Origin of the sequence: Paraburkholderia largidicola, from assembly GCF_013426895.1 — a bacterium.
Taxonomy (GTDB): domain Bacteria; phylum Pseudomonadota; class Gammaproteobacteria; order Burkholderiales; family Burkholderiaceae; genus Paraburkholderia; species Paraburkholderia largidicola.
This window is the reverse complement of sequence record NZ_AP023177.1, coordinates 398,118-411,689: the sequence shown is the minus strand read 5'-3', so window position 1 is coordinate 411,689 and position 13,572 is coordinate 398,118. Positions and strand designations below refer to the sequence as shown.

Sequence of the window (13,572 nt, the reverse complement as noted above, 5' to 3'; positions counted from 1 at the left end):
CTTATTCTGAAATGGATGAACCGTTCACGGACGGCGTAGGTATGTCGAAGCTCGCCGCACCCGTGGCCACATAAGAGCCGACCCCGACTCCGACAAACACGGCGACCGCGATGCCCATCAGGATGTAGTGCGTGATCCGGGCGTTGCGACGCACGGCCTCGACGACGCGAGACAACGAGGTGCGCCCGAGAGATTTGATCGCGTCGATGAACTGGTCACGGCCAGCCGCGTCGGTGATCTTGTCGACGATGATTTCCGAAAATATCCCCGTATCCAGTGCGCGCATCGGCTGGTGAGGCGTCGCAGTCAGGCGACGGCTCATGCGCTCAAGGTGCCATCGCAGCCACGGGTCTGCGTTCTCCATCAGTTGATCGATCGCCGCGCGCAACGTGAGATTCGAATCGAACAGGCCTGCGAGCGAAACGATCAGCAGCGCGCCACGCAGATCGCGGCGGTTGCGCCACATGAGCGGCGCGTTGTCGACGCGGTTGCGCAGCTCGCCCGTCCAGCGGCGGATCGTCGCGAAGTACGCAAACACGGCAAGCCCGACGACCGAGCCCGAGAGCCACCAGTAGTCGTAGCAGAACGTATCGATCGCATACAGCATCCGGCCATAGGGCATCCAGTCGTTGAGCGGTTTGACTTCCAGAATCTGCGGGAAGACAGCGCCGCCGAAGATCATGCACAGACCGTACAGATAGACGAGCAGGAACGCCGGGTACGCCATCTGCATGGAGGTCGAGTCGGAGAGAATCCGCTTCGCGTTGGCCGCCATGCCCGCGAGGTCGAGACCGCGCTCGGCGGCGTCCTCCTTCGTGGACTTGCCCGCCAGATCCAGCAGCGCGAACTCGTCGAGTGGAATGAACGGCTTCATCGCCCGTGCGAAAGGCTCCCCCGCGACCATACGACGACCAATCTCGTGGTAGACGATCCACACGATCTGGCTACGCTCGCGGTGGCGCTTCTCGAGCGTACGGAGACGCTCAAGCAACGTCTCGCGATTGCGCAGACCCTTCGTTGCGACGTCGAGCTTCGTCTCTTCATAAAAGGTCTCGCGCGCTTTCCGGAAGCGGGCTTTCGCGAACGCGAGACGGTAATCGCGTGGCAGCGCCATCAGCATGGAATAGATCAGACGACGGATCATGACGGCATCGCTCCAGCGTGGTCCGGGAACACGCGGTAGCTCTCGAACGTACGCATGCTCTCGTCGATGAAGCGCGGATCGATAATCCCCTGCGACGCCTTGTACAGCGCGTGCTCATAGATCGTCTTGCCTGTCATGTCTGGATCGTCGAAACCTGTCCTGCGCTCATTGCGCCAGACCTTCTCCGCTCCGCGCCAGTCGCGGACGAGAACGCGGTCGAGAAACTCAGGCGTCGGGCGATAGATCTCCATCGCGAGCGTCTGCCCCTTCGCGCCCGCAGCGACCTTTCCAGCACGGGTGAAAAGACCCTTGCGTCGGCAGTGTTCGCAACCATCGAAGTTGCGACATGCCATGGCGCGGGTGTCGAGCCCAAACTTCGATCGCAACAGTTCAAGTTGCGCTTTCTCCATCACCTCGGCGGCCGGAACCTTGCAACGCGGACACAACAGCGGAATCAGCTTCTGGTTGCTGACCGCGTTCAGGAATTTCTCGGATGCAACCTCGTCGACGGGCAACTGCAGCCGACCGCCGACCAGGCGCATGACCGCGCCGATCAGACTGTCAGCATGCAGCGACGAGCGGATCGGGTGTCCCGTCAGGGCAAGCTCGACCACAAGCGCGGCAACCACATGGTCCCGGATCTCGTTCACGGTCACGTCGCAAGGGTCCATACGCATCAACGTACGGATCACCTCGGCGTACTTCCGGCTTGCCTCTTCGTCTGTCTCATCCGGACGGCGCGTAATCGAGATATCCGAGAGCCATGGCATCGGGTATTCCGACGGCTCGCTCACGGCGAACTGCTTGCGCAGATCGCGCCGATCAATGCGGAACGACATCGCGCGTAGCAGCGTGCTCTTTGCAGAGCCGGTCTCTCCGGTGGCGAACGATGCGCCTCCGCTCACGCGCCCGAGTGCCTCGATGATCGCCAGCTGGCTCTCTTCCAGGCCCATCTGCTCCGGCAGCAGCACCTTCGGGTTTTTGAAGTTACCGTCGAGCATCCGCAGGGCCACGTCGTAACCGCCAACGAGCGGCGAACTTTGCCAACGCAGGTTAAGCGGGTCTGCGGCTACAACGAGCGGAATCATCGCGGACTGCGGTGCAGTCGGCTGGAATGTCTCGCCCGAGTTCGTGTTGCGCTGGACGAGATCCTGATACGCAGCGGCAAGCGACTTGCGCACCATCTCCTTGCTCAGCCGGCGGAATGTGTAGAGATCGCCGTCGACGCGAAAACGGACCTCCACTTCCGACGAGAAATCGCGATCTTCCCAATGCACGTCGCTCGCGCCGTAGCTATGGGCCGCTTCGATCACATCCCGGAACGTGCCGATCGCGCGCGACGACTCCGGCACGATCGCGGCAGATCGATTGCGCTCCATCGCGTAAATCGCAGCGATGACGTCGGCGCTCGCCAGCAGCTCCTCATGCACCTTGATGTCGGCGCGTTCGAGATCCATCACATAGGTCGCGTAGAGCGCGGACTCGTGAAAGCTGCGGGTGGTCACGACGATCGACATGCCCGCCTGAATCTCGACGGCAATGAACTCACGGCGCGCAGTGTCATTGATCCGCAGCGCCGCGTCGGGTCCGCGGCCGCTCAGGATGCGCTTGAACGTCAGTGCATCGGCGGCCGCCAAGTCGGGCAGGCCGCGGGCCGTGAAATCCGGCGCGCGTTTGGCGATATCGGCCTGTGCGCGAACCTCGTGCACGTCATCGGCCGCGGCGCGGGCAGCATCGGAAACCGGCGACTGGACTGTTTCCACGTCGTCTCGATCGCCCAACGCGGTGTTGTGCTCCGCATGAAGCGGACGCTCAACTGCTTGCGGCTTTGCCAGCGGCTCTACAAGCGGCAGATGTTCGACGATCGCCTGCTCCGGTTGCACGTCCGCAGCCAGGTCACGGGGACGGGAGTCGGCTTCATTGGCCGTCACCGCCGGCGTGTGACGGTCCGCATCTCCGGCCGGAACGTCGTCAAATGCTTCGACGTCGGATACGTCACCCATGCGAAGCCGCATGCCGAGCGTCATCGGTTGCCCCGGCGTCATTTCCACCGGTTCCGCTTTCAGGGGCTTGCTCTTCGACCTCAGTTTGGGCTCACGGTCGGACTCAGGCTTGCCGTCCGAGCCAGCGATCGGCATCGACGAAGGAGACTCTTCGGTGAAGCTCGATCGCAGCGCGCGGAAGCGACCGAGCAGGCCGCGCGACGACGGTTCGTCCTTCTCGATTCCAGAAAACATGCTCATGCTTCAACCTCCGGTCGGGGTGAGAGGGGCGGGCAGCGGCGGCGGCAACCCGCCCGACAGGTCGTTCAGCGTTCGCGCCGGTGCGTTGTTGTCCTGCGGATCAGCGGTTGCCACCCCACCGGCGATAGGTTCCGTCCACGTGCGGGGCTTCTTTCCCTCGCCATCGGTGACCGTCACGAGAAAGCCGCTGATCTTCGATACACGCCAGCCGTTGAGCAGCTTTTCGCCAACATGCGCGGGGTAAAAGGCACCGCGGAATTCGTAAAGGACCGACGATCCCGTCGCATCGTTGAATGCGCCAACAAACTTCACGGCCTCTGTGCGTGCGCGGACAGGCTGGGGGGCTGGCGGCTTGATTACGACTACCGGTGCGGGTGCCGCTTGCGGTGCGGGTGTGTTCAGCCCGATGCTCTTCGCTGCGTCTCCGTCGCCGGATAGTTGGCGGGAGACCTGGGCGCGGATCTTCTCGTCGATTTCGTCGATCGACAGTCGGGAAGGCGGCGCAGCGGGAGCCGGGACAGATGCTGCCGGAGTGACGGCCGAGGCAGCCACAACGGCCGAAGCAACGGCGGTCGACCGGGGTGACATGCCCACGTCGAAGTCCGCCGTCGGCACGTGGGCGCTGACGGGCTGGACATGCGATGCGCCCGCCGGTTTGGCCTGTGCGTGGGCAACGCCCGTCAACGCGACGGCACATGTCAGTGCCATCAGCCGGTTAATCGAGAACATAGTATTTCCCCTTCGCAATGAATTGGATGCCAGCCTGTACGTCAGCATCGCTGTTGTTCTTCTTGGCCTGATCCTTGAGCTTCAGCTTGACGTCGATGCTGTCCAGGCCCATGTTCGACGGGAGGCGCGAAAGGAGCGGCGCTTGCCAGCGGTAGCCATGGATCTCCCACGTTCCCATGCGGATCATGTGAGCCGGCTTCTGTCCGGGCGTCCCCGGCGCGATCGTGACGAGTGGTCTCGACGGATCGATCCTCACCTGATAGCCGTAGCTGTCGATCTCGAAGGTCTTTTTCGACAGCTTCTGTGGCGGGGTCTGGACCATCTCGATGAAGGTCTGCTCATTCGGCCACGCCTTCGAATCGCGGACGGTCACCGCATTAACCTTCGGCACCGCCGGTCCCCGGCCGCCCGCGTGAAGCCCATCCGCATCGAATCGAAGCGGATGCATCGATGCGGGCGCATTGCGCGCAAAGTCTTCGAAGCTGCCGCCATAGCGTCGAAATGTGAGCGTGCAGGTGCCGCGGGCCGGACACGTCGCGTCTTCGAACAACCAGCCCCTTCGCACGGTCTCCTCGAGGCCCAACGTCGACAGGATCGCGGGGCCCAGTTCGTTGGCGCGAGGCGTTGCACCGGAAAAAGCCTTCTGCACAGCCTGCGCGTATATCTCTTCAACGGTGGGTACGTGTTGCGCGGTCCCCGTCGAATCGAAGGCACCGAAGACCTTCATCGCGCCCAATGTGACGGCACCAACGAAGACAACGACGGGAACAAGCGTCGGAACACTGACCGGCAGCTTTGCGACGCGGCCGACATTGCGCTGGTCGAGGAGCGCGGCCGCGCCGAACGACTCGTCGACATCGCCAAGCGCCCCACCTGTACCGAGCGTGGTCAGCTTCAGGTTCAGCCGCTCGCACTCCTTCTCGATCTCCGCGCGGCGGGTGAACGCCTGCGGCACGCTCAGCACTTCGTCGCTGCGCACAGCGCCACGCACGACGAACACCGCGTAGACGCGCTGGTCATCCTGGATCAGGACCAGGACAGCAGGCTTCGATTTGACGCGTTCATGCAAGGCGATGCGCGTTGCACCGGAGAACAGCTTCGCCCCTTTCATGTCGACGAGGACGGGCGAGCAGAATCCGCCTATCGATTCCTTCCCGACCTTGTACTCGGCATAGTGTGTTGCGCTGAAATCGTCGGCATAGCGGCGACGTTCCGCCCTCGCCTGCTTCGCCGGATAAGCTCGCCAGTCGAGTCCGAAAACGAGGCGCGCATGCTTCTCGCGCGGCAGCGGATCAGTGATATGCATGCTGCGACTCACATCGAGGGAACGACAGTGGCCGTCAGCATGATCACCTGGAACGTCCGGCTCTTGTTCCAGAGACCGGTAATACCCGCGAGGCCGCCATTCGTCGTGCTGTCCGAGTGATCCGTCATCTCGCCGTACAGCACCACCGTCTGGCCGTCGGAGAGCGCCACCGTCTGGTCATCCTTTTGCCCGATCGTGTGGGCAAGCTGGATTGTCTGCGTCGTCTGTCCGGAGCCAACCGATTTCTCGGTGAAGGGGCCGTTCAGCTTCGAACTGTCGCTCCAGTAAGCGAGAACGATCTGGTTATGGTCGTTGACAGACGGAAGGATATTCACAAAATCACCTGTCGTAACCGTACCTGGATTGAGGCCAGGTACGCCGCCCGAGGTCGCCGTGAGGCTGCCCGCGGAGGAACTCGTCGAACGCAGGTAGTCGTCGCTCTGGAATGACGCAATGGACACCGGCAGGCCATTGAGTGTGAGCTTTGTCTGCGTGTTGTCCTGTACTGTTCTGCCGTACTGGTTCAGCGCGTTGATGACGGCGTTCGTGCCGGAGAACGGCGCGTTCGGACGCAACACCGACAGGCCAACGGAACCGCCACCCGTGGACAATGAAGTCGGCGATGTGAAGCTGATCGCGTATTTGGCGAGGCCGCCCTCGATCGCGTTAAAGACCACGTCTGCGTTGGCGCCTGCCTGACTGCCGCGATTGAGCGCGATCTGCAGCGTGCGGATACGAATCGCGACCTGGCGCGTGGACACGGCGTTCTCGCCAGCCAGCATCTTGCCCATCCGGTCAGCCGCTTCACGTGTGTCGTAGACCATCACGAGGCGGCTTTGCGGGTTGACGTTCACGCGTCCCATCGGCGAGCGCAGCTTGTCCAGCGCGTCCCTGATCGACTGGATCTGATCGAACTCGCCGTCGCGGCCGGTCGACGTTTGCGCTGAGAAAGACCCTGTGTCGCCCGTTGATCCGCCCGTCCCGTTGGACTGGTTGCCCGTCGTCGTATCCATGCCCTTCGACATGACCGACTTGATCTTGACCTTGCCCGGAATGGCCGCGATCTGGAAGATGCGCGTGACGAAGCGGCTAACGTTGATGGTGGAACCGTCGAATGACCAGTCGAGGCCGAGATCGTCGGTCATCGCCCGCATGTAGGAGCCGGCCGTGCCGGTGAACGGCTGGGTGTAGACCGGCTTTTCGTACGATTTCGCGCCAGACGCTACCGGTGCCGCCGCGGTTTTGCCATCACCCGATGCCGATTCGCGCGGCACGAGCGAGCTACGCGGCACGAAGACATCGGGACTCAGGTGAACCGGGTAGCCCGTCGCGGTCGAGATCAACGATGCGATCTGATTGATGTCCGTGTTTGCTGGCATGGTCACGTGCTTTTCGCGGAAAACCGCTGGCAGCGTCGCCTCGTACGCCACCGGCACCATCCGGTCGCCCAGGAACGCACTCGGCACATCCTCGACAAGCGACATGGAACCCGGCACGCCGTCGAGCGCATCGATCCCTGTCTTGTTCGCCGCGTCATAGGCAGCGTTGATGTCGCTCTGTGTGACAGCACAACCGGCGACGGCTAGAAGCGAAGCAGCGGCGATGGCGGTTCGGATGAAGGACAGGCGCATGTCGTTTTATTCCTGGCAGTTTGCCGCGCGCGCAACGACGCGGATCACGTTGTTCGTATGGCGGCAGACGCGCGTAGGCACGCGCATGTGATTGGTTGCCTTCATCACCTGCACGAGGACCGAAGTGAAGTCGCCCGAGAAAGTCGCGTTGAACTCGAGCGGCAGATCGTCATCGACCTTCCACGCGAGTTGCCAGCCTTGCGTCTGCAACCAGCGATCGAGCGCGTTGCGCAAATTCACGTCTTGAGGGGACACCGAAAATGTCAGGACGGAAGGCGTTGGATTGCCGGGCAGGACGACGGGCGTCACTGCGGTCGAAGTCGGAATCGTCGGCGCGGGCGCAGGTGTGGTCGAGACGATCTGTGCAGCAGCGACGGAGGCGGTCGGAGCAGGCTTCGCACCTGACGCGCCCGAGAGAATCTGCCAGCCGTCACCGGCGGGCGTGGGCACGCGCGACTGGTCGGGATCGACTGCCGCGTGCGACCAGCCGGATACGCCGGCAAGCACGAGGGCGGGCAACATACGCGCAACCACACGGATGCACTTGTTGTGTTGGATGGTCAGATTCATGGTCAATGCCCCTGCCGCTGCAGGCGGCGATAAATTGCGTTCGCGTAGATCAGTTGTTTTTGCGACGAGACGGCGTTGTAAGCGCCGACGGCTTTCCACGTCGGCCCGAATTGCTTGATGTTCGAAGCAAGAATCCACGCCCCTACGTATGCGTTCACGCACGCGTTGAATAGGTGGTCCCGGCGCACGCCGTACCGCGCGAGCTTCGGCAGCCACGATGAATTGATCTGCATCAGGCCGATGTCTTCGCTGCCGTCACGGTTGACGTTCATTGCGTTTGCGCGCATGCCGGACTCCTGTTGCGCGATCGCGCGCACCAGCTGGCTATTGACGTGCTGATAGGCGGCAGCGTCATCGAGGCAATCTGCGCGAGCGACGCTCACACAGCACAGACCTGCGATAGCGCCAGCAACGATGAGAGTCAGATTCATCATGATTTCGCCACCGCCGTTGCCGCAGGTTGCGTCGCGGTAGAGCCCGGTGCCGGGCGCTCGAAGTACTTCACGTCGTGACGCCGCGTAACGTTCACGGTGTTGCCGTCGGCCGTCACGATGAACTGTTCGGACGTGCCGTTAAACATGTAGTAGCGGCCCTTCTGCTCGCCCGAGCCAAGGTACTTCACATCTGCGACGTGGACCTGAATGACCGAATCGGCGAACTTGAAATAGGTGTGCCCATCGTTGTCGAACACCGCCAGCAGGTGAGCGGGGTTCGTCTGATCGAAGTCATAGACTGTGCCCGCCGATCGCCCCACCTCGACCGCTTGCGAGCCGTCCGACACGACAATGCGCTCGGCGCGTTCCACGGTCATGACGTTCGTGTCGCTGTTCCATTTCGGATGCAGTGAGCGTCCTTCGGGCGTCTTGAAGGTCAGCTCGCGGACCGGCTTCGACGCAAAGCGGATCTGTGTGTGGGTGTCGTCACCATCACGGATCGCCTGCGCGCCGAAGTATTCGGCCAGCAACGAGCCACGCGGCGTCGGGGCGTCGGCTTTTGCCGCATCCTCTTTCGCAGCCACAGTCTGCGCGATTGCGTCGGGTTGCAATTTTTCACCGGCGGCGTAGTTCAGCGCACCCGATTTCGGCGCTTCGCGATGCAAGCGGATATGACGCGTCGTGAAATCAATGTCCGCATACAGCGCGCTTTGCGTCATCAGCCGGTCGAGCGCCTGCATCCAGTTCTCACCGGCTCGCGTCGCGAACGAACTCGCGTCGGTCAGGTCGACATCTTTTTGTGCAGCACCCGTCCAGCCTTGCGGCACCAGCGCCTTGACGATGTTCGCGACGGGCATCGTCGCCTTCAGCGCGCGCACGGGCTCGAGGGCTCCATGCGCGCCGATCAGCACGAGGCGGTTGGTGAAGCCGTCGAATGCGGGCGGCTGATCATCGCGCAGCGAGGCGAGCGTGCCGCGTGCCCCAACGCCTATAAATGCGTTCGCCCGCGTCCACCGAGCCGCGGCGGTTCTACCAGCGACGGTGTACGTGACCGACTCTGGCGTGCCGTCGACAACGACATACGGACCTTCCGGGTGTCCGCCTGTTGCCGTAATGACCTGGCCTGCACGCGGCTGGATATAAGTTTTAGAGCCGTCGTTGAAGATCAGGGCTGGGCGCTCCGTAATTCCGCCGGAAATCTCATAGTCGAAGTCGAACGGGTCGGTATTTGCAGCGTGCGCGGCCATCGCGTTGAGCAACGCTACGCACGCAAGCGCAACACGGGAGACAATGTGCTTCATAGTCCGGCCTGGATCTGATTGAGATGCCGCGCGAAACGCGCGAGATACGCCTGCCCCGGGACCGGGTTGGCGCTGTGGTAATAGGCGATGGCCTTCGCGACGGAGTGCGTCTTGCTGTAGTTCTCGGAGAGAATCTGCTCAGCGACGCGAATGCTCGTCGCCGGCGCCAGCGCATCCCACGGCGATGCAAAGCGGCGCGAGTGGTAGCCCCAGTTGATCTGCATTAAGCCGATGTCGAAGTCGCCGCGACCGCGCGCGATCAGCGACTGGACAACGCGATAAGCGTCCTCGCGGGTCTTGAAGAAGAATCCCTGCCCAGCGATGTTTAACGTCCAGGGCCACGCGCGTCCGTTCAAACCGGATTCGTTTAACGCGATACCTGCAAGCACCTTGGGATCGACGCTCGTGTGCATCAGTTCGAACGGCGCAGTCGCGCCTGCGCATGCCCAGCCGCCGCGGCCCTCAGTGATGGCAGCCTGCGCGTCGTCATCGAGCACGGCCGGCTGCAGCCAGCCTTTCCTGATGAGCAGTTGCTCGAGCGACACGTCGCGTGAATCGACCGAAACCGTGATGCCCGTATCGGGTGTGCTTGCAACGGCCTGACCCACAAGCGGAGCCGCCCACGCTTCAAATGCGTGAAGGCCACACCAGAACACGGGCTTCCCGCCGAGCGTCGCCAGTGCACGTGCGTTTTCCTGAGCGAGAACCACGCTCGTCGGGCTGATCACTTCTGCAATCGTCGCGGCGTCGGCGCCGTGTCCGCACGCGGCAAGCGCAGCAAACAACACGCAGAAGATCCGGTGCTTTCCGGCTCGCTTATTCATCGCGATACGGCTCCAGCACGATGTCGCGATTGACCTTGAGCATGAACCGGCGCTGGCCCGGGTCCGAGGTAATCGTCGGCGGGATGTTTTTGTAGCGCTCGAGCACAGACTGGGCCGTCGTCGCAGCAACCTGCCCTGCCGTGCTGCCGACCTGCGTCACGCCCAGAGGGCCCGTCGTCGTGGACGTTTCGCCACCGTCGTATTTGCGCAGCAGGATCGCGACGAGAAACGACGTCCCAAAGATCTTCAGGAAGTGGTTGTTGACGTCGCCCGAGAAGCCCGCCGAGCCGTCGCCGTCCGCGCCCTGTGCGCCAAAGAGTGGCACATGCTTGCCGTTTGGCAAACGCAGTTCCGTCCCTGCAACCAGAATGCTTTCCTGCCCGGGTTGGATGTCCGAGCTATACGGCGCCGTAATGAAACTGCCCTTCGGGATCATCAGGCAGTCGCCACGGATACTGTCGTACACGTCTTTTTCCACCATCAACGAGGCGGTGCCCGGACGATCGGAATTGAGCCGCTCGGTCGCGAGCACGCCGATGTGGTGCGGTGGCGACAACACGCATCCCCGTGCTTGTCCAACGAAACCGGCACGCGGGAAATCCTGGTCGCTGCCCGACTGCGCCGAAACGTTTTTCATGAACGTGGAGTCGTGGTCCTGGCTGGAGTAGGCGCGAGCCTGCTGCTGTCCGCCCATTCCCGCAGCTGCGAGTGCCGATGCGACGCGATCGCCGACCGATCCAGCGGCCGCCTGTTGGGCTGCCGCCTGCTGGGCTGCGACCTGTGCGGGCGTGAGAATGCCCTGCACCTGATTGGGGGCCGTCGGCGCCGTATCCTTGACCTTCAGGCCGGGTTTGAAAATCGGAGACGCGAAGATCGCGTCCGTATCGGATTCGGCCTTGATCTGCTTTGTCTGCTGATCATTGATAAAGCCATCGGCCGTCAGCGCCGGCGCAGCGTTCGGCGTTGCCGCGTTCGACGAAGCGCGCGCGGCAGCCGCGGCCCGCGCCTCAGAGGCCGCCATCTTGCGCGCATCGCTCATCTGGTCCTCAATCGTTTTATTGAGGTCCTGCGTGTTGTGCGATTTGTCGACAACGTCCGCAGCCTTGGCCTTCTTCTGCAGCGCCACCTGTTCGTCGACCTTGGCGCTCTCTTTCACCTGATAGTAAAAGCCGAGCGCGCCGATCACTACCGCCGCGACACCGCCGACCGCATACAGAGCGTTGCGTGGCGACTTGCCCTTGAAGAGGCTCGCGTGCTGGTTGTCCTGTTGACCGTTCGGTTGGTTCATGACGTTTCTCAGAAGCCAAACAGACCAGGGCGACGGCGTTTGATGGTGACTTCCTCGTTTGGCGCGCGCAGCACAATCTCGTTGGCAATCTCCTGCACAACGATGTACTGCCCGCGTCGGATGAAGTTCGGGCTCACCACGTCTCCGTGGTCCTTGACGATAGGCACGGCGAACGGCGCGTCGGCAGGCAGACGCAGCCACACAGACTTGCCGTCGTCGAACACCGTTTCGGGGCGGAACGATGCCGATCCTGAGATCGTGTAGTCGAAATTGAGCTTGTCGGGCGAGACGCCAATCGGGCCAGAATCCGTTTGCGCGTCGGAGTCGCCGCTGCGTCCGGTGCCGGAAGCGCTGCCGCCCGCCTGCTCCCGGGCACGAACCTTTGCCATGACGGAGCCGGGATAGTTAAAGCGCACGGTCTGATAGAACAGACCGCCCATCGGCGACGACACGAGTGTCATGTCGTACTCGCGCAGATTGGTAGTCAGGTGAAGCGTGTTGACGAGGCCGGGTTTAACCGGCTTCACGAAGACGTGGTTTTCGCCATCGGTGTCGATGACCCACTGGACCGAGTCGCCCATCGCGGGGTCGGTTGTGAGGCGCTCGCCCTTCGCCAACTCGATCGTCGTGTTCTTCAACGGCGCCGTCATGATCCGGTAGATCTGGTCCCGGCTGTATGGGAACACTGCCATGCGTGCGTCGCCGGGCATGGTGACCGGGTCCGAGCCAGCGTTGTACGGATTCGCCGGGCTCATCGGATCGCTCATCGCGGTAGCAAGATCGAACGATGGTGCCGGCGCGGCAGTGCCCTTCTTCGCGGCGTTCGCGGACGGGCAAACGGCGGCCGCGCATGCGAAAGCGGCGACCCACGAGGCAAGCGTGCGGGAGGCGATCATCATTGGGTCTTTTGAATCGAGAACAGCGGATAGAACAGCCCGAACGGATTCGCACCGAGTGCGTCTTCGGCGGTTGGCGGGACGATCTGATAGCGGAAGGTCAGCGCGTACTTCTGGACGACGGGCCGATCCGTGGGGGACTGAGTCGCGGTCGTTGTGAACTCAACAACCGCGGTAGAGTCCTCGAGCAGTGCGACATTTGTTACGCGCACTTCGCGCACCAGTTTCGGATTAAGCACAATGGCTTGGAACGGCGCGTCGCCCTTGATCCAGTCGCCAAACTGATTTCGCGCGTTCCCCACCATCATGGCCTTAACGCCGTTGATGTTCCGCGCCATGCGAGAAGTCTGGATGTCGTCCGTCAGAACGGGCTCGATCGTGAACCAGCGCTCAACGGTCTCGCGCAGGGACGTGCGGATCGCCTGATCGTCCGGTTTATAGGCGGCCAGCTGCGTCACCACGGCGTGGCCGTTGGCGTCCGAGGACACCCCGTATGCCTTCACGACGGAGGGAGGTGGATTGCGGCTATAGACTGCACCCACCGTTACGATGGCGAGGATGAAGCAGAACGTCTTCCAGTGGTTGGCTTCGATGCGAAGACGCGCGCCCATGTCGAAGATGATCTTCTCGGGGTCGTCTTCCGAGTAACCGCCAGGCGCGGTTGAGAGGGCAATCTGCTTTTTGCTGCGGAATAAGCGCATGACGGTCGATCCATTTGGGCCGACTCAATTCAATCAGCCTTGGGGGAAGCCAGTCATGCAAAAGAGATGCGATTTACAGCTGCTTTTAAGCCGGGCCTGATTCACGCATCTCGGCCGAGCCGGCTCAGGTGCTTAAGCCAGAATGACGCATAAATTCGTGAGCTTTTGGCTCCGAAGGTCGTTGCCTTCGGGGCTAAACTTCGCTGGGTTATCGATTTCACGGTTTCACGGGCGGAATACAGGCGAGAGTGCCCATTGCCGCAGCACGTTCCGTCGACTTTTCAACGGGTTAATTCCATCGAGCTAACTGCAACGACTCGAACCGAGTCGAAAAGTGACCTGATCCGGCTAAGGTACCTGTTTCCGAAACTGCAAAGATAATGCTGCGTCGTGGACCGTCGCGAAGCAATTGGAGTAGATTTGGTATTAATTTGCCTTGCAAAGCTATGTGACATTAGCTTTTGCAACTGCAATGATAAAAGTCATTGAGGCCTACATCTCTGCT

The 13,572-nt window shown here is 62.1% G+C and carries 12 protein-coding genes; all 12 read right to left on the bottom strand.

Annotated elements, in window-relative coordinates; all coding sequences use genetic code 11:
* Position 1: 1 nt before the first annotated feature.
* The 12 genes from PPGU16_RS41165 to PPGU16_RS41110 are packed head-to-tail and all read right to left on the bottom strand — an operon-like array spanning position 2 to position 13,067.
* Positions 2-1,144: a type II secretion system protein gene (locus PPGU16_RS41165; RefSeq protein WP_180727323.1), complete on the bottom strand. Its 1,143-nt coding sequence runs from the start codon at positions 1,142-1,144 to the stop codon at positions 2-4.
* Positions 1,141-3,387, bottom strand: coding sequence for an ATPase, T2SS/T4P/T4SS family (locus PPGU16_RS41160; protein ID WP_180727322.1), 2,247 nt, complete (start codon positions 3,385-3,387; stop codon positions 1,141-1,143). Before PPGU16_RS41160 ends, PPGU16_RS41165 begins: the two co-directional genes overlap by 4 nt.
* 3 nt (positions 3,388-3,390) lie before the next feature.
* Entirely contained in the window at positions 3,391-4,116 is a 726-nt protein-coding gene (locus PPGU16_RS41155) for a hypothetical protein (protein WP_180727321.1), read from the bottom strand.
* Positions 4,103-5,422, bottom strand: a complete 1,320-nt coding sequence (locus PPGU16_RS41150; protein ID WP_180727320.1) for a hypothetical protein — start codon at positions 5,420-5,422, stop codon at positions 4,103-4,105. The genes PPGU16_RS41155 and PPGU16_RS41150 overlap by 14 nt, the downstream gene beginning before the upstream one ends.
* A gap of 8 nt (positions 5,423-5,430) precedes the next feature.
* Positions 5,431-7,053: a type II secretory pathway protein gene (locus PPGU16_RS41145; protein ID WP_180727319.1), complete on the bottom strand. Its 1,623-nt coding sequence runs from the start codon at positions 7,051-7,053 to the stop codon at positions 5,431-5,433.
* A gap of 6 nt (positions 7,054-7,059) precedes the next feature.
* Complete coding sequence (locus PPGU16_RS41140) at positions 7,060-7,623, bottom strand: toxin co-regulated pilus biosynthesis Q family protein (RefSeq protein ID WP_180727318.1); 564 nt, start codon at positions 7,621-7,623, stop codon at positions 7,060-7,062.
* Positions 7,624-7,625: 2 nt separating this feature from the next.
* Positions 7,626-8,057, bottom strand: coding sequence for a lytic transglycosylase domain-containing protein (locus PPGU16_RS41135; RefSeq protein WP_180727317.1), 432 nt, complete (start codon positions 8,055-8,057; stop codon positions 7,626-7,628).
* A complete protein-coding gene (locus tag PPGU16_RS41130) occupies positions 8,054-9,358 on the bottom strand; it encodes a TrbG/VirB9 family P-type conjugative transfer protein (RefSeq protein ID WP_180727316.1) in 1,305 nt (434 codons plus the stop codon). Before PPGU16_RS41130 ends, PPGU16_RS41135 begins: the two co-directional genes overlap by 4 nt.
* Entirely contained in the window at positions 9,355-10,182 is an 828-nt protein-coding gene (locus PPGU16_RS41125; protein WP_180727315.1) for a transglycosylase SLT domain-containing protein, read from the bottom strand. The genes PPGU16_RS41130 and PPGU16_RS41125 overlap by 4 nt, the downstream gene beginning before the upstream one ends.
* Positions 10,175-11,470, bottom strand: coding sequence for a TraB/TrbI/VirB10 family type IV secretion system protein (locus tag PPGU16_RS41120; protein ID WP_180727314.1), 1,296 nt, complete (start codon positions 11,468-11,470; stop codon positions 10,175-10,177). The genes PPGU16_RS41125 and PPGU16_RS41120 overlap by 8 nt, the downstream gene beginning before the upstream one ends.
* A gap of 8 nt (positions 11,471-11,478) precedes the next feature.
* Complete coding sequence (locus tag PPGU16_RS41115) at positions 11,479-12,369, bottom strand: TrbG/VirB9 family P-type conjugative transfer protein (RefSeq protein WP_243460786.1); 891 nt, start codon at positions 12,367-12,369, stop codon at positions 11,479-11,481.
* Positions 12,366-13,067: a VirB8 family type IV secretion system protein gene (locus PPGU16_RS41110; protein ID WP_180727313.1), complete on the bottom strand. Its 702-nt coding sequence runs from the start codon at positions 13,065-13,067 to the stop codon at positions 12,366-12,368. Before PPGU16_RS41110 ends, PPGU16_RS41115 begins: the two co-directional genes overlap by 4 nt.
* Positions 13,068-13,572: the final 505 nt, after the last annotated feature.

Bases quoted from the DNA above. Each gene is read 5' to 3' on its own strand.
- PPGU16_RS41160 (WP_180727322.1), bottom strand. From the start codon at position 3,387: ATGAGCATGTTTTCTGGAATCGAGAAGGACGAACCGTCGTCGCGCGGC.
- PPGU16_RS41165 (WP_180727323.1), bottom strand. From the start codon at position 1,144: ATGATCCGTCGTCTGATCTATTCCATGCTGATGGCGCTGCCACGCGAT.
- PPGU16_RS41140 (WP_180727318.1), bottom strand. From the start codon at position 7,623: ATGAATCTGACCATCCAACACAACAAGTGCATCCGTGTGGTTGCGCGT.
- PPGU16_RS41110 (WP_180727313.1), bottom strand. From the start codon at position 13,067: ATGCGCTTATTCCGCAGCAAAAAGCAGATTGCCCTCTCAACCGCGCCT.
- PPGU16_RS41135 (WP_180727317.1), bottom strand. From the start codon at position 8,057: ATGATGAATCTGACTCTCATCGTTGCTGGCGCTATCGCAGGTCTGTGC.
- PPGU16_RS41115 (WP_243460786.1), bottom strand. From the start codon at position 12,369: ATGATGATCGCCTCCCGCACGCTTGCCTCGTGGGTCGCCGCTTTCGCA.
- PPGU16_RS41130 (WP_180727316.1), bottom strand. From the start codon at position 9,358: ATGAAGCACATTGTCTCCCGTGTTGCGCTTGCGTGCGTAGCGTTGCTC.
- PPGU16_RS41155 (WP_180727321.1), bottom strand. From the start codon at position 4,116: ATGTTCTCGATTAACCGGCTGATGGCACTGACATGTGCCGTCGCGTTG.
- PPGU16_RS41125 (WP_180727315.1), bottom strand. From the start codon at position 10,182: ATGAATAAGCGAGCCGGAAAGCACCGGATCTTCTGCGTGTTGTTTGCT.
- PPGU16_RS41150 (WP_180727320.1), bottom strand. From the start codon at position 5,422: ATGCATATCACTGATCCGCTGCCGCGCGAGAAGCATGCGCGCCTCGTT.
- PPGU16_RS41145 (WP_180727319.1), bottom strand. From the start codon at position 7,053: ATGCGCCTGTCCTTCATCCGAACCGCCATCGCCGCTGCTTCGCTTCTA.
- PPGU16_RS41120 (WP_180727314.1), bottom strand. From the start codon at position 11,470: ATGAACCAACCGAACGGTCAACAGGACAACCAGCACGCGAGCCTCTTC.